Origin of the sequence: Planomonospora parontospora, from assembly GCA_014647935.1 — a bacterium.
In the GTDB taxonomy this organism is placed as follows: Bacteria; Actinomycetota; Actinomycetes; order Streptosporangiales; family Streptosporangiaceae; genus Planomonospora; species Planomonospora parontospora.
In genome coordinates, this window is record BMQD01000041.1 from 1 (window position 1) to 23192 (window position 23192).

Sequence of the window (23192 nt, forward strand, 5' to 3'; positions counted from 1 at the left end):
GCGGGGGCGGTGGGGCGGCCGGTGCGCTGGGTGCGGCCTTCGATGATCGCCATGATGGGCTCCTCGGGGGGGTTTTCGTCTCTCGGTTACGTCACCCAGTACATCGGCTCGCACCCCCGGTTCCGCAGAGCCGTACGGCTCGCCCGGGCCGACCCGAAGTCCCGGCGTGGAAGGACTTTCGGCCCTGCCCCGCGCACCCGCCCGCGCAGGAGGACCGTGGTCACGACGGAGTGCGGCTTCCGGCCCTGCCCCGCGCACACACCCGCCGGGGAGGGCCGGAGACCGGCCCAGGCGCCCCGCACCGGGGACCTCAGGCGGCGCCCAGCCACAGGTCGGGGCCGAACACCTCGTAGTGGACGTCGCGCGCGGCGACCCCCGCCCGGAGGAGTTGGGCGCGCACGTCCCGCATGAACGGCAGCGGGCCGCACATGTAGACGACCGCGCCCTCGGAGACGTCCACGTCGGACAGGTCCATCCGGCCGGAGCGGGCGCGGCCGCAGGCCCCCTCCTCGTACCAGAAGACCCGCTCGCCGCCGGGCAGCGCCTCGGTCAGCCGTTCCATGTCCTCACGCAGGGCGTGCTCGGCCTCGGACCGGTCGGCGTGCAGCACCAGGACGCGGCGGGTGGCGCCGGTCAGGGCCAGGTGCTGCAGCATGGCGGTGACGGGCGTGCAGCCGATGCCCGCGGAGACGAGGACGAGCGGAGCGTCCCCGTCCTCCAGCATCACGTCGCCGAACGGGGCGGACAGGGTCAGCTCGTCCCCTTCGGCCACGGTGTCGTGGAGCAGGGCGGACACCTCCCCGTCCGGAGAGCCCTCCACCCGCGCCCGCTTGACGGTGATGCGGCGCAGCCCGTCCTCGCCGTGCCCCGAGAGGGTGTACTGCCGGAGCTGGTGCACGCCGTCGGGCAGCTCCACCCGCACGCTGACGTACTGGCCGGGGCCGGCGGGCGGGACGGGTTCGTCACCGGTCGGGGCCAGCACGAAGGACACCGTGTCCGCCGTCTCCTCCCGCCGCTCGACGACCCGCCACCGCCGCCAGGTGCGCCCGCCGCGCGCCCCGGCCTCGGCGTAGATCCTCGCCTCCATCGCGATCAGCCCGCCGGCCATCAGCCAGTAGACCTCGTCCCAGGCGGCGGCGACCTGCGGGGTGACGGCGCCGCCGAGCACCTCGGCGATCGCGGCGAAGAGGTACTTGTGGACGATCACGTACTGGTCGTCGGTGACGCCGACCGCGGCGTGCTTGTGCGCGATGCGCGAGAGCAGGTGGTCGGGGCGCTCGTCGGGATGGTCCAGCAGCGCGGTCGCGAACGCCGCGATGGAGCCCGCCAGCGCCCTGCGCTGCTCACCGTTGCGCTGGTTGCCCCGGTTGAACACGCCGTCGAGCAGCTCCGGGCGCTCGGCGAACATCGTGTCGTAGAACCGCGCGGTGATCGCGTCGAGGGACGCGCCCACCGCGGGGAGAGTGGCGCGGACGGTCGCGGCGGACTCGGCGGACAACATGTCGACCTCCAGGGACGGCGGAACGGAGATCCCTCTTAATTGGAATCTAAGATACAGATTAAGAGGCGGATCCGCCGCTCTCCTACCGGGGGTCGTCCGGCCGCCGGAGCGGCTGCTCCCCCGCGGAGGTCAGGGAGAGCAGGACGGGCCCCGTGGGCGCCGCCACCAGGGAGTCGACCGTGACAACGTCGAGGGAGGCGTAGAAGGACTCCTGCGCCTGGCGGAGCGCCGCCCGCAGGCGGCAGGCCGCCCGGAGCGGGCACGGCGGGTCGTCCTCGCACCCCACCACGTCGTCCGCGCCCTCCAGCGCGCGGACGATGCCGCCGACTGACGCCCTGCGCCCGGCCTCCGACAGCCGCATCCCGCCGCCCCGCCCGCGCCGGGCCTCCACCAGCCCCAGCTCGCTCAGGCGCGCCACCGCCTTGGCCGCGTGGGTGTACGGCACGGCGAGCATGTCCGCGACCACCCGGGTGGTCAGCAGCTCGCCCTCCCCCGCCACGGCCAGCCGCATCACGATGCGCAGCGAGATGTCGGTGAAAGCGGTCAGACGCATGGCCTTACGGTAGGCGCTCCGCGTCCCTGCTCCGCGGGCCTCGGCCGTACGGCCCGCCCGTACGGCTCACCGAGCGGCCCGTCCGGGCGGCCCGCGGGACCGGCGGCCCCTCGGAGAGCGAGCCGGAACGCGAGCCGGAGCCGCGCCGGAGGCGCGGGGCGCCGGGCGGGGATGGATGGACCCGACCGGGCCGGGTACGTCACCGGTTCGATGTTCCCGAACCGAGGAGTGATCGTCCGATGAGCGAATACCAGCGTTCCCGCACGATGACCGCGCCGCCGGAGACGGTGTTCGACAGGGCCAGCGACCTGGACCGGCTGGACTCCTGGCTCCCCCGGGACCTGCACGTGCGGGCCGAGGACCCGCCGGCGGTGACCGTGCACGAGGACGGCAGCGGCAGGGACGAGCGCGCGCTCTTCCGGGCGCAGCGCGACCAGCTCCGGCTCGAGTGGGGGACGCGCGACGACAGCCGCTACGCGGGCTGGCTGCAGGTCGCGAGCATCAGCGACCAGGCCAGCGAGGTGACCGTGCACCTGTCGTTCTTCGACGAGGAGCACGCCCCCTCCGGCGACGAGGTCGACCACGCCCTGGAGAAGAGCCTGGAGCGGCTGGCCGAGCAGGTGCGGGTGTAGGTCCGCCGGAACCACGCGGGAGAGACCGCACCCGCACCCAGACGGGCCGCCGGAACCGCGCGGGAGAGACCGCACCCGCACCCGCACCCGGGCGGCCCTCCCGCAGGGGAGGGCCGGGGACCGCCTCCCGGTCAGAGGTGCAGCTTGCGCTCACCCGCGCCGTGCCATTCCAGCAGCAGCACGGTGGCGTCGTCCTGGAGCTGCCCCTGGTGGTAGTCCAGGACGCTGCGGACGAGGCGGCGCAGGGTCTCCGGCACCGGCAGCCCGTCCGCGTTGCGGCGGATGATGAAGTCGGCGAAGCGGCTGAGGCCGAACTCCTCGCCGTCGCGGTTGCGGGCCTCGGTGATGCCGTCGGTGTAGAGCAGGACGCGGTCACCGGGTTCGAGCTGCTCCTGGCAGAGCGAGACGGGAAGGCCCAGGTCGAGGCCCACGGGGTGGGCGGGGTCGCACTCGAGGGTGGCGACCCAGCGCCCGCCCCGGATCACGATCGGCGGGTGGTGCCCGCGGGTGACCCAGGAGAAGACGCCGCTGCGCAGGTCCAGCTGGGCCAGGATCGCGGTGGCGAAGCGGCTGCCCCGGCCGAACTCCTCGATCAGGGCGTGCTCGATCGCCACGCTCGTGGTGATCAGGTCGGCTCCCTGGCGGCGGCTGTTCCGGCAGGCGGCGACGGCGAGGCTCGCGGTCAGGCCGGCGGAGGCGTCGTGACCCATCGCGTCGAAGACCGCCAGGTTCACCAGGTCTCCGGCGAGGGCGTAGTCGAAGGCGTCGCCGCCGATCTCGTAGGCGGGCTCCAGGACCGCGCCGACCACCACCTCCTCGTTGGCGAAGGTCAGCGGCGGCATGAGGTTCCACTGCATCTCCGCGGCGACGCTCATCGAGCGGGTCCGCACCAGCCGGGCGTAGGAGTCGCTCTGCGAGCGCTTGCTCACCATCAGCAGCGCCACCAGCGACGCCAGGGCCCGCATGTCCTCCTGGACCCGCTCGTCGGCGCCGTCGGCTCCGTCCGCGCCGATCCGCAGCACCCCCAGGCGCTCGGTGCCGTCCAGCAGCGGCACCCACCAGCCCCCGCCGCCGTCCCCGCCCGGCCTGGCGATGATCCGCATCTCCTGGAAGGCGCGGCCGGCGAGGGTCCCCTCGATCCGCAGTTCGTCCCTCTCCAGGTCGGGGTCCTCGTAGGAGTGCACCCCGTGCCCGGTCAGCAGGCGGAGCACCTCCTGGCGCAGGTCGGCCACGTAGATCAGCACCTCGTTCAGTCCGGCGTGGGCGGCGCACTCCTCGACCAGGGACGGCAGCTGCTCCATCCCCGACAGGTGGCTGCCCCCGACCAGCCCCTCCAGCATCCGCACCCGGCCCGCGGAGACATCCATGGCGCCGTCCCCTCCCCGCACGCGACGTCCCGGGCTCCGTCCTCCACCCCCTGGACGCTCCGCGGCCCCCTGCGCGGCAGGCGGGAACGCGGAGCCGGAACGGCCCCGGACCCTTCTCCTACCCCGGCCGCTCGATCCCAAGTCACCGTCCGTCCCGCCGGCGCGCCTTCAGCTCACCGTCAGCGCCCCGCGGGCTCCACCACCGACGCCTCGCGTACGGCGGAGCGGGGCCGCAGGGAGCCGGCCAGCCCGACGCCCGCCAGGGAGACGGCCGCGATCAGGCCGAACGCGGCGGGCAGCGAGGTCACGTCGGCCACCCAGCCGATCACCGCCGGGGCCACCAGGCCGGACAGGTAGGTGATCGTCGCGATCCCCGCCACGCCCTGGCCGGGCGTCGGGGTGGCGTTGCCCCCGGCGGCGAAGACCAGCGGCACGGTCACGGCGACGCCCAGGCCCAGCAGGACGAATCCGGCGACGCCCGGCCCCGGGGTGCGCGCGACGGCGACCAGGACGCAGCCGGCGGCGGCGAGCAGGCCTCCCGCGCGGACGGTCAGGACCGGCCCGAGCCGGTCGACGACCAGGTCGCCCGCCAGCCGGGTGACCGACATGGCCAGGGAGAAGACGGCGAAGCAGGCCGCCGCGAGTCCGGCTCCGGCACCGGTGACGTCCTCGATGTAGACGGCGGCCCAGTTCCGGCCGGCGCCCTCGGCGAAGGTGGCGCAGAACCCGACGACGCCGATCGCGAGAATCGCCCGCGACGGCACGGCGAACCGGGGCGGGGGCTGCTCCCCGGGCTCGGGCCGGGTGTCGAGCAGCCCGCGGCTCACCACGGCGCCGGCGACCAGCAGCACCAGCGCCGTCGCCGCGTGGTGCAGGCGCGCGTCGACGGCGAACTCGGCGGCGAGCGCGCCCACGCCCGCACCGGCCAGGGCGCCGACGCTCCACATGCCGTGCAACCCCGACATGACCGAGCGGCCCAGCCGCTGCTCGACGACCACTCCCTGGGCGTTCATCGCGACGTCGCACGTGCCGGCCGCGGCGCCGTACAGGAAGAGCGCCGCGCAGAGCCAGGGGAACCCGGGGGCCAGGGTGGGGAGCGCGAGCGCGGCGCACCACAGGGCGAGCAGGACCCGCGTCGCCGTCCGCCCGCCGTACCGGTGGACCAGGCGGCCGGACATCGGCATGGCCACGAAGGCTCCGAGCGCCGGGAAGAACAGGGCGAGTCCCAGCGCGGCGGAGTCCAGTGCGAGGTGGTCCTGCAGCCACGGGATGCGGGTCGCCCAGCTCCCGGCGACCGCGCCGTGCACGGTGAACACCGCGGCGACGGCGATCCGGGCACGTTTCGTATCGGTATGCATGGGTTCAAAATTAACAGGTAGGCTCCCTGATGAAAAACGTCTTTTTCCGGCCGTGGACAATGGGCGGCATGAGGACCGCCACCCCGCAGCTGGCCCGAGTGATCAACGACCGCCTCGCCCTCGACCTCCTGCTCGAGCACGGGCCGCTGACCGCCCCCCAGCTCCGGGAGCTCACCGGCCTGTCCCGCCCGACCGTGTCCGACCTGATCGAGCGGTTGCAGGCGAACGGGCTGATCGCGGTCACCGGGGAAGCCGGGGAGGACCGCCGGGGGCCGAACGCGCGCCTCTACGGCCTCGTCGCCGACCGCGCCCACGTGGCCGGCGTGGACGTGCGCCGCGACGCGGTCAACGTCACGGTCGCCGACATCACCGGCCGGACCGCCGGCTCGGCCGCGCGGCCCCTGCGGGCGGGCGACGACCTGGCCGGGACCGTCACCGGCGCGGTCGCGGAGGCGGCGGGCCCCCGGGCCGTGCACGCGGTCGTGCTCGGCGCCCCCGGCCTGTTCCACCCGGCCACCGGGAGCCTGCTGACCGACAACGGCGTGCCCGGCTGGCGGCCCGACCTGCCGCACGTCCTCGGCGCGGGCCTGGGCGCCCCCGTCACCCTGGAGAACGAGGTCAACCTCGCCGCCGTCGCCGAGCACCGCGCCGGGGCCGCCCGCGACCGCGAGGACTTCGTCCTGCTCTGGCTGGACGACGGGGTGGGCGCCGCGGTCGTCCTCGGCGGGCGGCTGCGGCACGGCGCGTCGGGAGGTGCCGGGGAGATCGGCTGGATCAAGCTGTCCGGCACGCCGTTCTGCGACCTGGTGGGCGCCGCGGCCGTCCGCGACCTCGGCCGGGACGCCCTGGCCGCCAGGATCGCCGAGGGCGTCCTGGCCGCGGTCGCCGTCCTGGACCCCGGCCTCGTCGTCCTCGGCGGCCGGACCGGGCGCTCCGGCGGGCAGGACCTGGCGGAGCTGGTGGGCGGGCACCTCGCCGTGCTCTCCCCCGCCCCCACCCTGGTCCGCGCGAGCACCGTGGAGGGCAACGCGGTCCTGCACGGCGCCGTCTTCACCGCCCTGTCGATCGCCCACCGGGACGTCTTCGGCGGCCTGCCCGGCTGACCGCCGGTCACCCGACCGCCCACCGGGACACCTCCGGCCGCGTGCCCGGCCGGTGGCGGGCCGGTGGCGGGCCGCCCGCCGGAGCGCCTCCGGGCAGCCGGAGCCCGCCCGCCGGGACACCTCCGGCGGCATATCCGGATGGCGCAGGAATGGCCGTACGGCCGCGTCCCCCATATCAGGGAATTCCCCGGCGGTCTCCCCCGCGGCATGAATCTTTCATCTGTCCCGCGCCTCCGCCACCCCTGCGAACTGGTCGTACTCCCCCGGAACGGTCCCGCCGGACCGCCTTTCGTTTACACCTTTGTAACGGCGGCTTAGAGTCCGATCCGCGTAAGCGCTTCGCTGCAGTCGATCGGTAAGTCCGCCATCCCCGAAAGGTCGGTCAGTTCAGTGCGCAATTGGCGAAGGATCGCTGTCGCCTGCGCGGTCACGTTCATGTCCGCGCTTCTCGCGGTCGTCCTCGTTCCGAGCTCGGCCTCGGCTCACGGCGCCATGATGGTGCCCGGCAGCCGGACCTACTTCTGCTGGCAGGACGGGCTCAGCCCGCAGGGGAACATCGTCCCCATCAACCCGGCCTGTGCGGCGGCCGTCGCCCAGAGCGGCGCCAACTCCCTCTACAACTGGTTCAGCGTGCTCCGCTCCGACGGCGCCGGGCGGACCCGCGGCTTCGTGCCCGACGGAGAGCTGTGCAGCGGCGGCAACCCCAACTTCACCGGGTTCAACCGCCCCAGCACCGAATGGCCGGTGACCCATCTGACCGCCGGGCGGCAGATCCAGATCAAGTACAACAAGTGGGCCGCCCACCCGGGCTGGTTCTACCTGTACGTCACCAAGGACGGCTACGACCCCACCAAGCCGCTCACCTGGAACGACTTGGAGGAGCAGCCCTTCGACACGGCCGACCACCCGAACAGCGTCGGCTCGCCGGGCACCAACGACGCGCACTACTACTGGAACGCCACCCTGCCTTCCGGTAAGTCCGGCCGCCACGTCATCTACTCGGTGTGGAAGCGCTCCGACAGCGCCGAGACCTTCTACAACTGCTCCGACGTCGTCTTCGACGGCGGCAACGGCGAGGTGACCGGCGTCGGCCGCGACTCGGGCCCCGACCCGGACCCGACCATCACCCCGACGTCGACCCCGACCGACGGCCCGGCCTCCTGCACCGCCTCCTTCAAGACCGTCAGCACCTGGTCGGGCGGCTTCCAGGGCGAGGTCACCGTGAGCAACCCCGGCTCCTCCGCCCTCAACGGCTGGACCGTCAAGTGGACGCTGCCCAGCGGGAGCAGCCTCAACAGCGTATGGAGCGCCAGCCACACCGTCTCCGGATCCTCCGTCACGGCGAAGAACGCCGACTGGAACCGGGCGGTCCCCGCAGGCGGCTCGACCACCTTCGGGATGACCGGTAACGGCGCCCCCGGTTCCCCGTCCCTGACCTGCACCAGTCCCTGACCGATCCGGGTCCCGGCCGGCCCGCCCGGCCGGGACCCCTCCCCTCCCGAGGAGGACAGCCGTGACGCAGGGGAAAGCCACCACGATCCTGGGCGCCCTCTCCCTGGGAGCCGCGGTGGCCCTGCTCGCGGCGGCCTGCGTCGGCGGCGGCGATCCCGCGGCCCGGCACACCGCCGCGCATCCGATGGTCCCGGCGGGCACCTCCGCCGCCCTTCCGGCGCCCTCTCCCCCGGCGCCGGCGGGCGCGTCCTCCTCGCTCCCCGCCGACCCCTCGGCCCTGCCCGCGCCCCCGGCCCGCAGCTGCAAGGCCACGCTCAAGCTCGTCGAGACCTGGCCGGGCGGGTACCGCGCCGCCGCGACGATCACCAACACGGCCGACACGCCGCTGGGCGGCTGGTACATCCAGTGGGTCCTCCCCAAGGGCGCGACCATCACCCAGGCCTGGAACGGCACCCACATGCAGAGCGGCCCCATCGCGATGATCCACGCGCTCGGGGACGACAGGTCCGTCCTGGCGCCGGGCGCCACCGCCGCCGACATCGGCTTCGTCGGCGCCGCCCAGTCGCCCCCCACCTTCACCGAGATCACCTGCGGCTGACCCCGGAAGGACCGGGCGGACCGGTTCCGCCGCCCACATCCACATCGGCGAGAAGGACTGCTGGGGCAAGGGCTACGGCACCGACGCCACCCGGGTGATCTGCCGGTACGGCTTCCACCGGATGCGGCTGCACTCGATCGCGCTCTGGGTCGTCGCCGAGAACGCGGCGGTGATCCGGGTCTACGAGAAGGCCGGTTTCTCCGCGGACGGCAGAAGGCGCCATTCCTTCCGCCGTGACGGGAAATGGCACGACCACCTCATCATGACGCTCCTGGAAGGCGAGCCGACCGGCTGACGTCCGTACCACGGGGAAAACATGTCGCGCCGGGCCGTCCCGGCGTGACATGCTCGGTCCGCAGAACACGGAAAGGAAACCGAAATGCGCCTCCGACGCCGAATGAACATGCCCGGGTGGGCTCGCATGTGACGATCGGCGATGTCATGTGCGAGCCGTCCCGGGCATTCGGACCGGGGCGGCTCTTCGCATTCCCGGCGGGTGGGGGCGCTGGCGTGCCCGGTGGTTTCATAAGCCGCTCAAGGTGGGTTCGATTCCCACACCCGCCACGCGGCACCCGGCCTCCGTGGCGCAGTGGAGAGCGCGCCTGCTTGCGGAGCAGGAGGACGCTGGTTCGAATCCAGCCGGAGGCACCGAGGAACACAAGATGGAGAGCCGCTCCCGATCCTGCGGGAACGGCCCTCACGGCATCGCGTCCGGCTCGCGGACGGCGGGGCCGCCGGATGCCACGGAGATGCGGCGACCGGCCGGGACCCGGCTGAGCGCCAGGACGCTCAGGCCGAACAGCAGCACGCCCAGTGGGACGTGCAGGGTCTTCAGCTGCGCGATGCCCAGCGCCACCTGCACCAGTACGAGCCCCAGGAACCCGGCCGCGTAGAGGATGGGCCCGGGCGGGCCGCCGCCCGGCCGCCACGCCAGGATCGCGGCGAGCAGGTGCAGCACCGCCACGGCGAACACCGTGTACGCCGAGGCGCTGTGCAGCACCTGCCCGTCGGGTGAGGTCAGCAGCAGGCCGGCGGTGACCGGCGCGGCGAAGAGGGCCAGGGTCTGCAGGGCGATCACGACACGGAGGAACACGGATGACTCCTTGACTGCGGCGGGGCGGGTGATGCAGGTGACGACGTCCACCGGGTGGTCCTAGTCCTGCCGCCCCACCGCCCAGAGCCGGAGCTTGTCGGGGTTGCGCACCGCCCAGATGCGTGCGATCCGGTCGTCCGCGACCTCGAACGCCATCACCGCCGTGATGACGCCGTCCTGCTCGGCCACCAGACCGGGCCCGCCGTTGACCGTCCGCTCCCGGATCGTCAGGCCGGGCGACATGCCGGCGACGGCCAGGGCGTAGCGTGCGATCTGCTCGCCGCCTTCGATGGGGCGGAGCACGGCGCTGACCAGTCCGCCGCCGTCGGCGGTCATCGTGGCCTCGGGGGCGAGCAGGCCGATCAGGGCGCCGATGTCCTTGGCCTCCCACGCCCGCTTGAAGTCCCGGATGACATCGGCGCTCCGGGCCGCCGGGGCCGGGGGAGCCTGTGCGGCGCGGATGCGGCGCCGGGCCGAGGACGCCAGCTGGCGGCAGGCCGCCGGCGTACGGCCGACGATCCCGGCCACCTCGGCGAAGGGGTAGCCGAAGACGTCGTGCAGGACGAACGCGACGCGCTCGGCAGGGGTCATCGATTCGAGCACGACGAGGAAGGCCATGCCGACCGACTCGTCGAGGGTGACCCGGTCGGCCGGGTCGGCCGGGTCGGCCGAGGCGGCGCCCGGCCGTCCGCTGATCCACTCCGTGCGGCCGGGCAGCGGTTCGGGGATCCATTCGCCCACGTATCTCTCCCGCCGGGCCCGTGCCGAGCCGAGCAGGTCCAGGCAGATCCGGCCGGCGACCGTCGTCAGCCAGGCGCCGGGAGACCGGATGGCCTCCTGCTGCTGCCGGGACATGGCGTACCAGCGGGCGTAGGTCTCCTGGACGACGTCCTCGGCGTCGGCCAGGGTGCCGAGGAGCCGGTAGGCGAGACCGATCAGGTGGCGCCGCTCGCCGGCGATCACGCTCAGGCCCTGATCGGGCCGGGCGTGTCCTGGTTCGGATGGGGCGGTCATGGTGTCGTCGGCTCCCTCGGTGCGGTTGCGCTCACCTGACCGACGAGACAGCGCGCCGGACTGTGAGGTCGGCGCGCCGCCTCACGTTCCCGGCGGTCGCGCCGGATAGCGAGGACCGCGGCACGTCGGTGTCACGCGGCAGGAGGGCCGGGACCGGGTGCGGGAGCGGGAACGCGGTGGTCGCCGTCAGACCCCGGCCCCCTCCCGGAGGATCCGCACGGCGGGCGGGCCGGTCCGCCCGCCGTACGGCGTCGGCCCTCCGGGCGGGCGGGGCGCGCGGTAGCTTGGGGGCGTCCATCACAAGGGGAAGAAGATCGTGACGACTTCTATTCATCAGCGGATCGCCGAAGAGCTGGGCGTGCGCGAGCGGCAGGTGCAGGCCGCGGTGGAGCTGCTCGACGGCGGGGCCACGGTGCCGTTCATCGCCCGCTACCGCAAGGAAGCCACCGGCATGCTCGACGACGCGCAGCTGCGCACGCTCGAGGAGCGGTTGCGCTACCTGCGCGAGCTGGAGGAGCGGCGCACCGCGATCCTGGAGTCGGTGCGGAGCCAGGGCAAGCTCGACGACGCCCTCGAGGCGCAGATCATGGCGGCCGACTCCAAGGCCCGCCTGGAGGACGTCTACCTGCCCTACAAGCCCAAGCGGCGGACCAAGGCGCAGATCGCCCGGGAGGCCGGGCTCGAGCCGCTCGCCGACGGCCTGCTCGCCGACCCGTCGGTCGACCCGCAGGCCGCCGCCGCGGCCTTCGTCGGCGAGGGGGTGCCCGACGCGGCCGCCGCGCTGGACGGGGCCCGCGCCATCCTGGTCGAGCGGTTCAGCGAGGACGCCGACCTGGTCGGCGAGCTGCGCGAGCGGATGTGGAGCAGGGGACGGCTGGTCGCGGCGGTGCGCGAGGGCAAGGAGGAGGCCGGCGCGAAGTTCTCCGACTACTTCGACTTCGCCGAGCCCTTCACCAAGCTGCCCTCGCACCGGATCCTGGCGATGTTCCGGGGGGAGAAGGAGGAGGTCCTCACCCTCACCCTGGAGCCGGAGGAGGAGCCCACCGGCACCTACGAGGCGTCCATCGCGCGCCGGTTCGGCGTCTCCGACCGGGGGCGGCCCGCCGACGGGTGGCTGGCCGACACCGTGCGCTGGGCGTGGCGCACCCGCATCCTCGTCCACCTCGGCATCGACCTGCGGATGCGCATGTGGCAGGCGGCCGAGGACGAGGCGGTCCGGGTGTTCGCCGCCAACCTGCGCGACCTGCTGCTGGCCGCCCCGGCGGGGACCCGGCCGACGATGGGGCTGGACCCCGGCCTGCGCACCGGGGTGAAGGTCGCGGTGGTGGACGGCACCGGCAAGGTCGTGGCGACCGACACGATCTACCCGCACGAGCCGCGCCGCCAGTGGGACCAGTCCCTGGCCACGCTCGCGAAGCTGGCGAAGGACCACGGCGTGGAGCTGGTCGCGATCGGCAACGGCACCGCCTCCCGGGAGACCGACAGGCTCGCGGCCGACCTGCTCAAGCTGGTCCCCGGACTGACCAAGATCGTGGTCTCGGAGGCCGGCGCGTCGGTCTACTCCGCCTCCGCCTACGCTTCGCAGGAGCTGCCCGGCCTGGACGTCTCGCTGCGCGGCGCGGTGTCCATCGCCCGCCGCCTCCAGGACCCGCTGGCCGAGCTCGTCAAGATCGACCCCAAGTCCATCGGCGTCGGCCAGTACCAGCACGACCTGGCCGAGAGCAAGCTCTCCCGCTCGCTCGACGCGGTCGTCGAGGACTGCGTGAACGCGGTGGGCGTGGACGTCAACACCGCCTCGGCGCCGCTGCTGACCCGGGTGTCGGGCATCACCTCCGGCCTCGCGGAGAACATCGTCGCCCACCGCGACGCGTGCGGCCCGTTCCGCTCCCGCCGGGCGCTCAAGGACGTCGCCCGGCTCGGGCCCAAGGCGTTCGAGCAGTGCGCGGGCTTCCTGCGCATCCCCGGCGGCGACGACCCGCTCGACGCCTCCAGCGTGCACCCCGAGGCCTACCCGGTGGTACGGCGCATCCTGTCGGCGACCGGCGGCGAGATCACCAAGGTGATCGGCAACACCGCGGTGCTGCGCTCCCTCAGGCCGCAGGACTTCGTGGACGACACGTTCGGCCTGCCGACCGTCACCGACATCCTCTCCGAGCTGGAGAAGCCGGGCCGCGACCCCCGCCCGGCCTTCAAGACCGCGACGTTCAAGGAGGGCGTGGAGAAGATCTCCGACCTCGCGCCCGGCATGCTGCTGGAGGGCGTGGTCACCAACGTGGCGGCCTTCGGCGCGTTCGTCGACGTCGGCGTGCACCAGGACGGCCTGGTCCACGTCTCGGCGATGTCGCGCACGTTCGTCAAGGACCCGCGCGAGGTGGTGAAGCCCGGTGACGTGGTCCGGGTGAAGGTGCTCGACGTCGACATCCCGCGCAAGCGCATCTCGCTCACCCTCCGCCTGGAGGACGAGGCCGCGGGCCGCTCTGAGCAGGGCGGCGGCCAGGGCGGCCGGCACGACGGCCGGCCGGGGAACCGCCGGCCGGAGGGCGAGGGGGAACGCCGGGGAGACGGCCGGGAGCGCGGCGGGCAGCAGCGCGGCGGCCAGGCCCGGGGCGGACAGCAGCAGGGCGGCCGGCCGCGGGGAGGCCAGCCGCGCAACGCGCCGGGCGGTGCCATGGCCGAGGCCCTGCGCCGCGCCGGTCTCGACGGCGACGCCCGCGGCCGCTGAAGCCGTACGGCCGCCGCCCCGCCGGGCGGCGGCCGTACCCACCGGATGTCCACCGCGTGCCCGCCGGCCGCGGTGTCCTGCTCCGATCACGGTGTCTCCGGCCGCGTCGTCCTCCGGTCGGAGATCAGCGGCGCAGGTAGAGGTCGCGCAGCAGGGCGATCTCGGCGCCGTGGTGGACGACCTCCCGGTTGATGTGCAGGACCAGCGCTGCCATCGGGTGGTCGGCGAACGGCCCCTCGGCGGGCCCGCACGGACGGCCCAGCCCTTCGGCGCCGAGCCCCCGCACCCCCTCGATCCAGGCCGCGTAGGCCCCGTCGAGCATGTCCAGCGCCTCGCCCGCCGTCCCCGCGTACGCGAAGCCCTGGTAGTCCGTCGGCGGCCCGCCGAAGTGCGCGGCGTTCCTGACACCGAGGACGCCCACGATGAGGTGGCCGAGCCGCCAGGCGATGGTCGTCACCGGCGCCGGATCCGGCTCGGGCCAGGCGTAGTCGATGACGAAGTCACCGGCTCCGACGCCGCGGTCCGGGTCGGCCGGGTCGCGAGGGCGGACGTTCCAGCATCCGGGGACGGGCTCCCACAGGTATTCGTCGTCGCTCAGGCCGTCGAGGCGCCGCCGCAGCTGGTTCTGCCAGTGCCAGTCGAGCTGGTCGACGAGTTCCCGGTTCCAGTCGATGGTCATGCCTGTGATGCTACGAGCGGGCGCTCGTTCCCGTGCGCGTCGTGCCCGTCTCGGATGGCGCCCGGCGAGCGCGGGCCGTACCGCAGGGCGGGCCGCACGATCCCGCCGCCGTACGGCCCCGGCCCGGGCCCGGGCTCCGATCCCCGGGCCCGGGGATCAGAGCAGGCGCCGGATGTCGCCGTAGGCGCGGTAGAACCCGCCGCGCCCGGAGGAGCGGACGCCCTCGACGAGATAGCGGGCCCCGGCCTCGCGCACGTTCTTGGGGAACTGCACGTTCCACCCGGAGTCGTAGCCCTCGCTGACCACCCGGACCCGGAGCCGCTCCCCCTCCCGGAAGCACTCCACGACCACGCCGCCGTCCGCTCCGGCCGCGCCCGCCGAGACGCTCTCCACGGAGACGGTCTCCAGCGCCGTCTCCGGCTCCACCGCGGCCAGCCCGGCCGCGGCCTTGACGTCCACCGGCTCGGGGACGGTGCCCGACTGCGCCGCCCTGATCGCCTCCTCGGTGGCGTCGATGCAGGCCAGGGTGCCGTCGGTGGTGACGATGTAGAGGCGGTCGTCGAGGTACTGCATCGAGAAGGCCGAGCCGCAACCGGTGGCCAGCTTCCACAGCCGCGTGCCGTCGGCGGCGAAGCAGTAGACGGAGGAGTGGTTGTCCCCGGCGAAGACGTACCGGCCGTCGGGGGCGGTGGCGCAGGAGAAGACGGAGCCGTCGCAGCGGTAGACCGCCTCGCTCCGGCCGTCGGACTTGCGCAGGCGGTGCACGGCGCCGCGCGAGGTGCCCGCGTAGACCGAGCCCTCCTCCTGCCAGCCGAACAGCACCTCGCCCTGCACCCCGGTCCGCCAGGCGGGGGCGCCGTCGGCGGCGTCGTACCGGGCCACGCCCGTGGAGGTCCCGTGGTAGACGGCCTCGTCGTCGCAGCGGACCATCCAGCCGGAGTCGCCCTGGCCGCCGCGCGCCCACTGGAACTCGTCCTCGTGGTCGATGGTGGTGACGCGCCCGGCCCGGTCGGACACGCCGAGCACGCCGTCGTGGATGTCGAGCCAGTAGATGTCGACGTCCTCGGCGATCTCGTAGGCGACCCGGGGCACCTTGCCGCTGAGGTCGTAGACCTTGCCGTCGTCGGCGCCCGCGTAGATCCAGAAGTCGTCGGCGACGATGCACTTGACGCCGTCGGGCAGCCGGAACCGGCCGGTGACCGTGCCGCCGTGGGTGACGGTGTAGACGTCGCCCCGCTGGTTGCCGACCCAGCAGCGCTCGGCGTCCACGAAGATGCCGAAGGCCGCCGCGCCGCTGGCGAAGCGCCACAGCACCGGGGCCTGCTCGGCCGTGGAGCGGGAGCTGACCATGCTGCGCCGGGTGACCGCCCGGGCCTGGCGGACCCCGCGGACCGCCGGGGCGTAGCCCTTGCGGACCTTCTCGCCGATCTTCTTCGCCGCGGCGGCCTCGGCCTTCTCCGCGGTGGCGAAGGCCGACACCTTGGTCTGCCCGCTCTCCCCGATCCGGCCGTAGCTGATCGTCACCTGCGTCCCGTCGAGCACCACCTCGTAGAACTTGTGCGAACCGCCGCCGTCCTCGGACAGTTCCAGGTAGGTGCTCCGCGCCGCCATGTCACGCCTCTTTCGTTGATCGACTTTCGGCGGAGCGTACGGCAGGCGAGCGACAAAACCATAAAAGTCAGGAGAAGTACCGGCGCGGGTTGTCCACCAGCATCCGGTCGATCTGCGCGTCCGTCACCCCGGCCTCCCGCAGCGCCGGGAGCACGTCGTCGTGGATGTGGTCTTGACGCGCTCCCCGGCCTGAAGGCCGGGGATTCAGCCCGTGCCGCGTCTGCGGCACCTCTGTGGCTTCCTGTTTCACCGGGTCCCGCCCTCCGCTAGGCGGCGGGTCTTACGGTCCCTCCGCAGGCGTTTAACCTCTCGGCCCGTCCGGCCGCGAGGATGTTCTTCGCCGCGTTGACGTCCCGGTCGTGGACCGCGCCGCATGGGCAGGTCCACGACCGGATGTCGAGCGGCATGGATTCGGCGAGCGTCCCGCAGGCCCCGCACATCTTCGAGGAGGGGAACCAGCGGTCGATCCTGATGAGGGTGCGGCCGTGGCGGGCGGCCTTGCGGAGCTTCTTCGCCGCCCGGCGCAGGAACCGGGGATTGTCGATCTTCCGGCCGTCCGACAGCACCGCGAAATGCGTCAGCCCCAGGTCGATCCCGACCTCGGCGGCCATCTCCGGCAGAGGCTCCTCACCCGCCTCCACAACGAAGCTCGCGAAGTACCGCCCGGCCGCGTCCTTGACGACCGTCACGGACGACGGCTCCGACGGCAGGGACCGCGACCAGCGCACGTCCACGTCGCCGATCTTCGGCAGGCGCAGCTTCCCTCCCGCCGTGACGGCGAAGCGGGCGTTCTTCGTGAAGCGGATGGCCTGCCGGTTGTCCTTGCGTGACCGGAACCGGGGAGCGGCGACCTTCGGACCCTTGCGCTTACCGGAGACCGAGGCGAAGAAGTTGCGGTAGGCGGTGTTCAGATCGGCCAGCGCCTGCTGAAGAACGACCGCTGAGACCTCGCCCAGCCAGGAGCGTTGCGGCGTCTGCTTCGCCGCCGTGATGACCCGCTTCGACAGATCGCCGTCCGAGATGTACGGCAGGCCGTTCGCGTGGGCTTCCTGTAGTCCATTCGACGTCCGGGGTGAGTCCCCTGCTCTCGACCACGCACTTGAGGAAGGCCGCCCTGACCCCGGTGTCGGCGATCGTCCGCACACCCTTGGCGGCGCCGCCCTGCGGTCACACGAGCTCCTCGACGCGGACGGCGTGCCGGTCGTCGTCCCCGAAAGCACCTGTGCGCTGCTGAGGGACGGCGTGCCGGTCGTCCCGGGAAGCGTCCCTGCGCGGCCGGGGGGCGGTTCCGAGCGTCCCGGCCGCGCCCGCGGTCCCCCAGTCCTGGGAGCGGCCGTGCCGGCGGAGCCCATCCGCCCGGGCCGGCGCTCCCCGGCGCCCCGCGACCGCCCCACCGGCCGCCCCACCGGCCGCCGGGACCGGCCTCCCACGGCCGCGGACGGGTCCGCTCCCCAGCACCAGCCCGAGCATCGCCAGCACCGCCACCTCGGAGACGACCACCAGCCGCTGGATCGCCCCGGTGGGCACGCCGGCGGGCTCGAGGCCGAGCATCCGCACCGCGTACGGCACGACCACCAGGACCAGCACGCCCAGCGAGGCCAGGCTGAGCGCCTTCACCGCCCTGGCGTACGGCCGGCCCTCGTGCCGCCGGGCCAGGATCAGGCCGGCGATCGGCATCGCCAGGAAGGCCGCGAAGGCGGCGTAGCGGTGGATGCCGCCGGACATCGAGAGCGGCACCCCGGGCCGGTCGGTGGGGAAGGCCCCGACCAGCAGCATGCACAGGCCCCAGACCCCGACCAGCAGCGCCGCCTTGCGGTCCTCGCCGCGGCGGGCCAGCAGCACGGCGAAGGCCGTCGCGCCCACCGCGAAGAGCGTCAGCGAGGTGGGCAGCAGCCAGCCGTCCGGCTCGAACGCGTACTCGCTGATCACGGTGTGCAGCGGGTCGAGGCCCGCGGCCACGTGCAGCCCGATCATGGACACGGCCCCGGCGCCGATCGCCGCGTAGCCGAGGAGCATCGTCCGGGTCCCGGAAGTCTCTGTGCCTGCTGTTCCTGCCATGGCTCAACCATCGCGGCGGGCCAGGTCACGGACCATCCGAGATGATCCCCAGGGATCCCTGAGCGCCCCCGGAGGAACCCCGGGAGGGGGTGGGGCGGGCGTCAGGGGGATGCCCCACGCAGGAGGCCCGTGAACTGCGCGAAGACCGCCCGGGGTAGGGCCCGCCCCCTCAGGGTCGGCGCGCCGGGAGGGGGCGGCTTGACTTGGAGTGCACTCGAAGGTGCACGGTGGTGCCCATGGGCATGACGGGCATCACCATCCAGGAGGCCTCCCGGACGTCCGGGCTGAGCGCGCACACGCTGCGCTACTACGAGCGGATCGGGCTCGTCCCCGAGGTGGGACGCGACGCGGCGGGGCACCGCAGTTACACCGGCGCCGACCTCGCCTGGCTGGAGTTCCTGACGAAGCTGCGCAGGACCGGGATGCCGATCGCCGACATGTGCCGCTACGCCGAGCTCGTCCGCCGGGGACCGGAGACGGCGGCCGAGCGGCGGCGGATCCTGCAGGCGCACCGGGAACGGGTCCTGGAGCGCATCGCCCAGCTCAACGGGGACCTCGCGGTCCTCGACCGGAAAATCGACATGTACTACGGGATGGAGAGCTCATGAACAAGCGACGTCTTGGCGCCGGCGGCCCGGAGGTGTCCGCGCTCGGGCTCGGCTGCATGGGGATGTCGGAGTTCTACGGCACGGCCGACGAGTCCGAGTCGGTCGCCGTCATCCACCGGGCGCTGGAGCTCGGGGTGAACTTCCTCGACACCGCCGACATGTACGGCATGGGCCACAACGAGGAGCTGGTCGGGCGGGCGATCGCCGGCCGCCGCGACGAGGTGGTGCTGGCCACCAAGTTCGGCATCGTCCGGAGCGCGAACCCCGCCGAGCGCACCATCGACGGCAGCCCCGAGTACGTCAGGAAGGCCTGCGACGCCTCCCTGCGCAGGCTCGGCGTCGACCGCGTCGACCTGTACTACCTGCACCGCCGGGACACCCGGGTGCCGATCGAGGAGACCGTCGGCGCGATGGCCGAGCTCGTCGCCGCCGGCAAGGTCGGCCATCTCGGCCTGTCCGAGGTGAGCGCGGAGACGCTGCGCCGGGCCCACGCGGTCCACCCGATCGCCGCGCTGCAGAGCGAGTACTCCCTGTTCACCCGCGGCATCGAGCAGGAGATCCTGCCGGCCGCCCGGGAGCTGGGCGTCGCGCTGGTCGCCTACTCGCCGATCAGCCGGGGCCTGCTCGGCGGGACCCTGCCGCCCGCCGGGGAGCTGCCCGACGACGACTTCCGCAAGTACCTCCCCCGCTTCACCGGGGAGAGCGGGGCGCGCAACGAGGCGCTCGTCGCGGAGGTCCGGAAGATCGCCGACGAGGTGGGCTGCACCCCGGCCCAGCTCGCGCTGGCCTGGCTGCTGACCCGGGGTGAGGACGTCGTCCCGATCCCCGGCACCAAGCGGCTGCGCTACCTGGAGGAGAACGCGGCGGCGGCCGGCATCGAGCTGACCGCCGGCCAGGTCGCCGCCCTGGAGTCCGCCGTGCCCGCCGAGGCCGTGCTCGGCGACCGCTACCCGGACATGTCCTCCATCGAGCAGTGATCCGGGCACGGTGCGGGACCGGGCACGGCACGGATGCCGGGGCCCGGCCGTACCACGCGTCGTCGAGGCGCGCTCCGATCCTTCATCCGCCTGAAGACGGATTTCAGGGGTGAAAGATCCCTCTACGCTCTGTTCCCATGAGTCACCGCCCGCCTCCCACCGTGGTCGACTGGACGGTCGCGGTGGCCGTCGCGCTGTTCGTCGCGCTGTTCGTCGCGGTGACGGTGTCGGTCACCGGGCCTCCGGGAGCCGGTGACGTGGCGGTCGCGCTGCTGATGGCCGTCGCCGCGGGCGGCGCGGGCGTCGCCGTCCGCCGCCACCGGCGGCTCGCGGTGCGCGCGCGGGAGCTCGCGGTGCAGGCGGAGGAGCGCGGCGAGCTGCTCGCCCGGGAGGCGGTGACCGAGGAGCGGGTCCGCATCGCCCGGGAACTGCACGACGTCGTCGCGCACAGCGTCAGCGTGATGGTCATGCAGGCGGGGGCGGCGCGGCTGATGCTCGACCCCGGCCAGGCCGCCCAGCGCGAGGCGCTGACCGTGGTGGAGGAGACGGGGCGCGAGGCGGTGGAGGAGCTGCGCCGCATGGTCGGGCTGCTCCGCACCGGACCGGACGGGGAGGGGCTCGCCCCCCAGCCCGGCCTGGCCCGGCTGGACGACCTGGTGGAGCAGGTCCGCGCGGCGGGGCTGGAGGTCGCCCTGAGCGTCGAGGGCGTGCCCTCCCCGCTCCCGACGGGCCTGGACCTGTCGGCCTACCGGATCGTCCAGGAGGCGCTCGCCAACACCCTGCGCCACGCCGGCCCGACCAGATCCGAGGTGACGGTCGCCTACCGGCCCCGGATGCTCTGCCTGGACATCGTCGACGAGGGCCCGCGCGACGGCCGCGCCCCCGCCCCGGCCGGGACGGGCCACGGGCTGATCGGCATGCGCGAACGCGTCGCCCTGTTCCACGGGCGGCTGTCCGCCGGCCCCCTGCCGGAGGGCGGGTACGGCGTGCGGGTCTCCCTGCCGCTGGCCGGGCGGATGACGGTGGTCTCCTGACCGTCTCCGCCCTGCTCGCCGGCGACCGGGCGACGATCCGCCGCGGGCCCGGCGCCGTCATCGGCGCCCGGCCGGACCTCCGGGTGGCCGACGTGACCGACGTGACCGCGGACGGCCGGGCGCCGGTGGAGCCCACGCGAGCCGCCGGGAGCGTCAGCGGCGGAACCGCTCCGCGATGGCGTTGAGGCTCTCCGCCAGCCCCGCCAGCTCCGTGGCGGCCGCCTCCGTGTGGGCGGCGCCGTCCCGGGTGGTGCGGGTCGCCTCGGCGAGGCTCAGGATCGAGCCGGTGATGTCGTCCGAGGACCGGGAGACCACGTCGATGCCGTCGCCGATGGAGCGGGTGGCCTGACTCTGCACCTCGATCGCGGTGGCGATGGAGCGCTGGATCTCGTCGATGCGGTTGATCACCGATCCGATGCGGCCGATCGCCTCGATCGCGTCCTCGGTCCCGCCGCGCATCGCCGAGACCTTGCTCTCGATGTCCTCGGTGGCGGCGGCGGTCTCCTGGGAGAGGTCCTTCACCTCGCCGGCGACGACGGCGAACCCCCTGCCCTGCTCCCCCGCCCTGGCCGCCTCGATCGTCGCGTTCAGGGCGAGCAGGTTCGTCTGCCGCGCGATGGAGTTGATCATGTTGACCACGGCGCCGACCTCCCCGCTGGAGGCCCGCAGCCCCTCGATCGTGCGGTTCGTGGTCGCGGCCAGCTCCACCGCCTCCGCGGCGACCTCGACGGCCTCGGCGACGGCGCCGTTGATCTCGCGGATGGAGCCCTGCAGGCTCCGGGCCGCCTCGTGGGTCGTGCCGACGCTCCGCCCCACCTGGTCCACGTTGGACGAGGCGCTGTGCGCCTGGTCGGCCGCGGTGCGCGCGCCGCCCGCCAGTCCCCGGCTGGTCTCCGAGAGCCTCCCCGAGGCCGAGATGAGCGCGGCGGCGTTGTCGGCGATCTCGCCGATCGCCTCGCGGACCGTGGTGACGACCTCGTCGATGCTCCCGGCGAGGTCGGCGAGCTCGTCCCCGCCGCCGATGTCCGCGCGCGCGGTGAGGTCCTTGCCCGCCAGCGCCTTCATCGCCTGCACGCAGGCGTCGACCCGCCGCGACACGCGGCGCGCCAGCAGTACGGCGGCGCCGCCCAGCAGTACGGCGGCCAGTCCCGCGGTGGCCAGGGTGAGGGCCTTGGCGTCGGAGGCCATCGCCTCGGCCGCCTCGGAGGACTCGTCGGCCTTCTCCGCGATCGACCGCGCCAGTGCGGGCAGCGCCTCGTCGAACCGGGCGTAGCGGCTCTCGAAATCCGGCCGCGCTGCGGCGGCGCCGACCTGCCCGGGATCGCTGACGACCCGGCTGGCCAGGGTCACCACCCGCTGCCCGGCGGCGATCATCTCGTCGACCGTGCCGTCGAGCTCGACCACACGGGGAGCCAGCTCCGGCCGGGCGCCGACGACGTCGGCCAGGCCCTCGCGCAGGTTCGCCACGTGCGTGCCCAGCCGGTCCAGCACGGCCTGCCGCTCCGTGCTGTCGCGCGTGGTCAGCGCGTTGAGCACGTCGCCCCGGAACGCCACCCGGGCGCTGTCGGCCGTGCCGACGGCCCGCAGGGCCGTCGCCGAGGCGCGGGCCGCGGCCTGCGCCTCCTCCAGCCGGGAGATGCCCCGGTGACCGATCAGGCCGGCCGCGGTGACCAGGAGGAACCCGGCGGCCGCCAGGGCCAGGATCTGGTGCCGGATCGTGAGTCTCATCAGTGCCTCTCCGCTCTCTCGCAGCATGGATCGGCCGACGATCCGCGGAGCTGAGGACTCAAGTGACGCCGGTCACTGCCGATTCCCCTGTCAAGAAGCGACAGCTCCACCGAGTACCCAGGGACGTCCCATGCGCCTGACCCCATGGCTCGCGGCTCTCACCGCCGGCATCGCCCTCACCGGATGCTCCACCGGCCCGGCCGCGCAGGAGCCCGCGCGGCCCCCCGTCGCCCAGGTCTCCTCCGCCCGCGCCCACGTCCCCGACGACATCCGGCGGGCGGGGGTCCTGGTCATCGGCTCCGACCTGTCCTACGCGCCGATGGAGTTCACGGAGGGCGGCGAGCAGAAGGGCTTCGACGTGGACCTGGCCCACGCCGTCGCCGCCCGGCTCGGTGTGCGGGCGGAGCTGCGGCAGACGCCCTGGGGCGACCTGCTGGGTCACGTGGAGACCGGTGAGGTCGACGCCGCCATGGCGTCCATCACCGACACCGCCGAGCGGCAGGCCCGCGTCGACTTCGTCGACTACCTCAACGTCGGCTCGGTCGTCGTCGCGAAGGGCGCGCTGGACGGCGAGGGGATCACCGCCCTGTGCGGGCGGCGGGTCGCCGTCCCGGCGGACACCATCTACGTCGGCCTCGCCCGGGCGCAGGACGCCCGCTGCCCCGCGGGCCGGAAGATGACCGTCGTCACGGTCGGCGCGCTGGCCGACTCCAAGAAGGCGGTGCTCGCGGGCAGGGCCGACGCCTACCTGGAGGACTTCCCCCCGGCCGCGGTGGCCGTCCGGGAGAACCCCTCGCTGCGCATGTCCGGCGCGCAGATCGAGGCCGCGCCGTACGGCATCGCGATCGGCAAGAACCGGGGCACCCTGGCCAAGGCCGTCCAGCTGGCGCTGTACGAGCTGTTCCGCGACGGCACCTACGACGCGCTGCTGGAGAAGTGGGAGATCGGCGAGGGCTCGCTCAAGACCGGCGCCGTCAACGGCGGCGCGTGAGCCCGGGGTGCCCGGACCGACGGCACGTGAGCCCGGGGCGTCCGGACCGGCGGCGGGCCTCCGGTCCGATGGCCGCTGACCAGTGAGAACATCGTGACCCGGAAGCGATCTGC

22 protein-coding genes and 2 tRNA genes are annotated in these 23192 nt (G+C 73.9%); 12 read left to right on the top strand and 12 right to left on the bottom strand.

The features are described 5' to 3' along the window. Nucleotides 1–310: 310 nt before the first annotated feature. Nucleotides 311–1501 carry a globin domain-containing protein gene (locus IEZ07_RS32890; protein ID WP_191898364.1) on the bottom strand — a complete coding sequence of 397 codons (1191 nt, stop codon included), beginning with the start codon at nt 1499–1501 and terminating at the stop codon, nt 311–313. 82 nt (nt 1502–1583) lie between these two features. Beyond that, entirely contained in the window at nt 1584–2054 is a 471-nt protein-coding gene (locus IEZ07_RS32895; protein ID WP_191898365.1) for an RrF2 family transcriptional regulator, read from the bottom strand. A gap of 239 nt (nt 2055–2293) precedes the next feature. Here IEZ07_RS32895 and IEZ07_RS32900 point away from each other — a divergent pair, with 239 nt between their 5' ends. Then, nucleotides 2294–2686 carry an SRPBCC family protein gene (locus IEZ07_RS32900; protein WP_068903462.1) on the top strand — a complete coding sequence of 131 codons (393 nt, stop codon included), beginning with the start codon at nt 2294–2296 and terminating at the stop codon, nt 2684–2686. A gap of 131 nt (nt 2687–2817) precedes the next feature. Here the strand turns inward: IEZ07_RS32900 and IEZ07_RS32905 are convergent, their stop codons facing one another. Both IEZ07_RS32905 and IEZ07_RS32910 read right to left on the bottom strand, forming a co-directional pair. After that, complete coding sequence (locus IEZ07_RS32905) at nt 2818–4053, bottom strand: PP2C family protein-serine/threonine phosphatase (protein ID WP_204054743.1); 1236 nt, start codon at nt 4051–4053, stop codon at nt 2818–2820. A 179-nt stretch (nt 4054–4232) separates the two neighbouring features. Then, nucleotides 4233–5411 (bottom strand): MFS transporter, encoded by a 1179-nt coding sequence (locus tag IEZ07_RS32910; protein ID WP_191898366.1) that lies wholly within the window; start codon nt 5409–5411, stop codon nt 4233–4235. A gap of 68 nt (nt 5412–5479) precedes the next feature. Between IEZ07_RS32910 and IEZ07_RS32915 the strand changes: the two genes are divergently transcribed. The 6 genes from IEZ07_RS32915 (at nt 5480) to IEZ07_RS32940 (ending at nt 9212) form a co-directional block, all read left to right on the top strand. Next, entirely contained in the window at nt 5480–6514 is a 1035-nt protein-coding gene (locus IEZ07_RS32915) for an ROK family transcriptional regulator (protein ID WP_204054744.1), read from the top strand. 435 nt (nt 6515–6949) lie between these two features. Beyond that, nucleotides 6950–7966, top strand: coding sequence for a lytic polysaccharide monooxygenase auxiliary activity family 9 protein (locus IEZ07_RS32920; RefSeq protein WP_191898367.1), 1017 nt, complete (start codon nt 6950–6952; stop codon nt 7964–7966). A 61-nt stretch (nt 7967–8027) separates the two neighbouring features. Further along, nucleotides 8028–8564 (top strand): cellulose binding domain-containing protein, encoded by a 537-nt coding sequence (locus IEZ07_RS32925; RefSeq protein ID WP_068903455.1) that lies wholly within the window; start codon nt 8028–8030, stop codon nt 8562–8564. Nucleotides 8565–8601: 37 nt separating this feature from the next. After that, nucleotides 8602–8859, top strand: a complete 258-nt coding sequence (locus IEZ07_RS32930) for a GNAT family N-acetyltransferase (RefSeq protein WP_191898388.1) — start codon at nt 8602–8604, stop codon at nt 8857–8859. Between the two features lie 196 nt (nt 8860–9055). Next, nucleotides 9056–9128: transfer RNA gene (locus IEZ07_RS32935), tRNA-Met, on the top strand. Between the two features lie 11 nt (nt 9129–9139). Next, nucleotides 9140–9212, top strand: a tRNA-Arg gene (locus IEZ07_RS32940). Nucleotides 9213–9261: 49 nt separating this feature from the next. Here the strand turns inward: IEZ07_RS32940 and IEZ07_RS32945 are convergent. Continuing rightward, a complete protein-coding gene (locus tag IEZ07_RS32945) occupies nt 9262–9657 on the bottom strand; it encodes a hypothetical protein (protein WP_239321191.1) in 396 nt (131 codons plus the stop codon). 60 nt (nt 9658–9717) lie between these two features. After that, nucleotides 9718–10671, bottom strand: a complete 954-nt coding sequence (gene sigJ, locus IEZ07_RS32950; protein ID WP_191898368.1) for an RNA polymerase sigma factor SigJ — start codon at nt 10669–10671, stop codon at nt 9718–9720. Nucleotides 10672–10987: 316 nt separating this feature from the next. On the opposite strand from sigJ, the gene IEZ07_RS32955 reads away from it, so the two are divergent. Then, entirely contained in the window at nt 10988–13393 is a 2406-nt protein-coding gene (locus IEZ07_RS32955) for a Tex family protein (RefSeq protein ID WP_191898369.1), read from the top strand. Between the two features lie 124 nt (nt 13394–13517). Here IEZ07_RS32955 and IEZ07_RS32960 read toward each other — a convergent pair whose 3' ends face one another. From IEZ07_RS32960 to IEZ07_RS32980, 5 genes are all read right to left on the bottom strand, one after another. Further along, nucleotides 13518–14072 (bottom strand): DinB family protein, encoded by a 555-nt coding sequence (locus IEZ07_RS32960; protein ID WP_204054745.1) that lies wholly within the window; start codon nt 14070–14072, stop codon nt 13518–13520. A gap of 156 nt (nt 14073–14228) precedes the next feature. Further along, on the bottom strand, nt 14229–15683 hold the full coding sequence (locus tag IEZ07_RS32965) for a WGR domain-containing protein (protein WP_191898370.1): 1455 nt from the start codon (nt 15681–15683) through the stop codon (nt 14229–14231). 67 nt (nt 15684–15750) lie between these two features. Beyond that, nucleotides 15751–15912, bottom strand: a complete 162-nt coding sequence (locus IEZ07_RS36095; protein WP_239321194.1) for a phosphotriesterase family protein — start codon at nt 15910–15912, stop codon at nt 15751–15753. Between the two features lie 37 nt (nt 15913–15949). Then, a complete protein-coding gene (locus tag IEZ07_RS32975) occupies nt 15950–16828 on the bottom strand; it encodes an RNA-guided endonuclease InsQ/TnpB family protein (RefSeq protein ID WP_191898371.1) in 879 nt (292 codons plus the stop codon). A 22-nt stretch (nt 16829–16850) separates the two neighbouring features. Further along, nucleotides 16851–17741 carry a DUF998 domain-containing protein gene (locus tag IEZ07_RS32980; protein WP_191898372.1) on the bottom strand — a complete coding sequence of 297 codons (891 nt, stop codon included), beginning with the start codon at nt 17739–17741 and terminating at the stop codon, nt 16851–16853. Between the two features lie 236 nt (nt 17742–17977). Here IEZ07_RS32980 and IEZ07_RS32985 point away from each other — a divergent pair, with 236 nt between their 5' ends. The 3 genes from IEZ07_RS32985 (at nt 17978) to IEZ07_RS32995 (ending at nt 20360) form a co-directional block, all read left to right on the top strand. Further along, complete coding sequence (locus IEZ07_RS32985) at nt 17978–18349, top strand: MerR family transcriptional regulator (RefSeq protein WP_068903446.1); 372 nt, start codon at nt 17978–17980, stop codon at nt 18347–18349. After that, nucleotides 18346–19326 carry an aldo/keto reductase gene (locus IEZ07_RS32990; protein ID WP_191898373.1) on the top strand — a complete coding sequence of 327 codons (981 nt, stop codon included), beginning with the start codon at nt 18346–18348 and terminating at the stop codon, nt 19324–19326. The genes IEZ07_RS32985 and IEZ07_RS32990 overlap by 4 nt, the downstream gene beginning before the upstream one ends. 137 nt (nt 19327–19463) lie before the next feature. Continuing rightward, nucleotides 19464–20360 carry a sensor histidine kinase gene (locus tag IEZ07_RS32995; protein ID WP_191898374.1) on the top strand — a complete coding sequence of 299 codons (897 nt, stop codon included), beginning with the start codon at nt 19464–19466 and terminating at the stop codon, nt 20358–20360. A 153-nt stretch (nt 20361–20513) separates the two neighbouring features. Here the strand turns inward: IEZ07_RS32995 and IEZ07_RS33000 are convergent, their stop codons facing one another. Further along, nucleotides 20514–22088 carry a methyl-accepting chemotaxis protein gene (locus IEZ07_RS33000; protein WP_191898375.1) on the bottom strand — a complete coding sequence of 525 codons (1575 nt, stop codon included), beginning with the start codon at nt 22086–22088 and terminating at the stop codon, nt 20514–20516. Between the two features lie 130 nt (nt 22089–22218). Between IEZ07_RS33000 and IEZ07_RS33005 the strand changes: the two genes are divergently transcribed. Continuing rightward, the gene (locus IEZ07_RS33005) at nt 22219–23079 is read left to right on the top strand and encodes an ABC transporter substrate-binding protein (RefSeq protein ID WP_191898376.1); all 861 of its coding nucleotides are present in this window, start codon (nt 22219–22221) and stop codon (nt 23077–23079) included. The last annotated feature ends 113 nt before the right edge of the window (nt 23080–23192 follow it).

Excerpts from the sequence above, each read along its gene's own strand:
- IEZ07_RS32915 (WP_204054744.1), top strand. The coding sequence starts at position 5,480 with ATGAGGACCGCCACCCCGCAGCTGGCCCGAGTGATCAACGACCGCCTC.
- sigJ (WP_191898368.1), bottom strand. The coding sequence starts at position 10,671 with ATGACCGCCCCATCCGAACCAGGACACGCCCGGCCCGATCAGGGCCTG.
- IEZ07_RS32910 (WP_191898366.1), bottom strand. The coding sequence starts at position 5,411 with ATGCATACCGATACGAAACGTGCCCGGATCGCCGTCGCCGCGGTGTTC.
- IEZ07_RS32960 (WP_204054745.1), bottom strand. The coding sequence starts at position 14,072 with ATGACCATCGACTGGAACCGGGAACTCGTCGACCAGCTCGACTGGCAC.
- IEZ07_RS32995 (WP_191898374.1), top strand. The coding sequence starts at position 19,464 with ATGAGTCACCGCCCGCCTCCCACCGTGGTCGACTGGACGGTCGCGGTG.
- IEZ07_RS32990 (WP_191898373.1), top strand. The coding sequence starts at position 18,346 with ATGAACAAGCGACGTCTTGGCGCCGGCGGCCCGGAGGTGTCCGCGCTC.
- IEZ07_RS32920 (WP_191898367.1), top strand. The coding sequence starts at position 6,950 with ATGTCCGCGCTTCTCGCGGTCGTCCTCGTTCCGAGCTCGGCCTCGGCT.
- IEZ07_RS32905 (WP_204054743.1), bottom strand. The coding sequence starts at position 4,053 with ATGGATGTCTCCGCGGGCCGGGTGCGGATGCTGGAGGGGCTGGTCGGG.
- IEZ07_RS33000 (WP_191898375.1), bottom strand. The coding sequence starts at position 22,088 with ATGAGACTCACGATCCGGCACCAGATCCTGGCCCTGGCGGCCGCCGGG.
- IEZ07_RS32980 (WP_191898372.1), bottom strand. The coding sequence starts at position 17,741 with ATGGCAGGAACAGCAGGCACAGAGACTTCCGGGACCCGGACGATGCTC.
- IEZ07_RS32900 (WP_068903462.1), top strand. The coding sequence starts at position 2,294 with ATGAGCGAATACCAGCGTTCCCGCACGATGACCGCGCCGCCGGAGACG.
- IEZ07_RS32985 (WP_068903446.1), top strand. The coding sequence starts at position 17,978 with ATGGGCATGACGGGCATCACCATCCAGGAGGCCTCCCGGACGTCCGGG.
- IEZ07_RS33005 (WP_191898376.1), top strand. The coding sequence starts at position 22,219 with ATGCGCCTGACCCCATGGCTCGCGGCTCTCACCGCCGGCATCGCCCTC.
- IEZ07_RS32895 (WP_191898365.1), bottom strand. The coding sequence starts at position 2,054 with ATGCGTCTGACCGCTTTCACCGACATCTCGCTGCGCATCGTGATGCGG.
- IEZ07_RS32890 (WP_191898364.1), bottom strand. The coding sequence starts at position 1,501 with ATGTTGTCCGCCGAGTCCGCCGCGACCGTCCGCGCCACTCTCCCCGCG.
- IEZ07_RS32965 (WP_191898370.1), bottom strand. The coding sequence starts at position 15,683 with ATGGCGGCGCGGAGCACCTACCTGGAACTGTCCGAGGACGGCGGCGGT.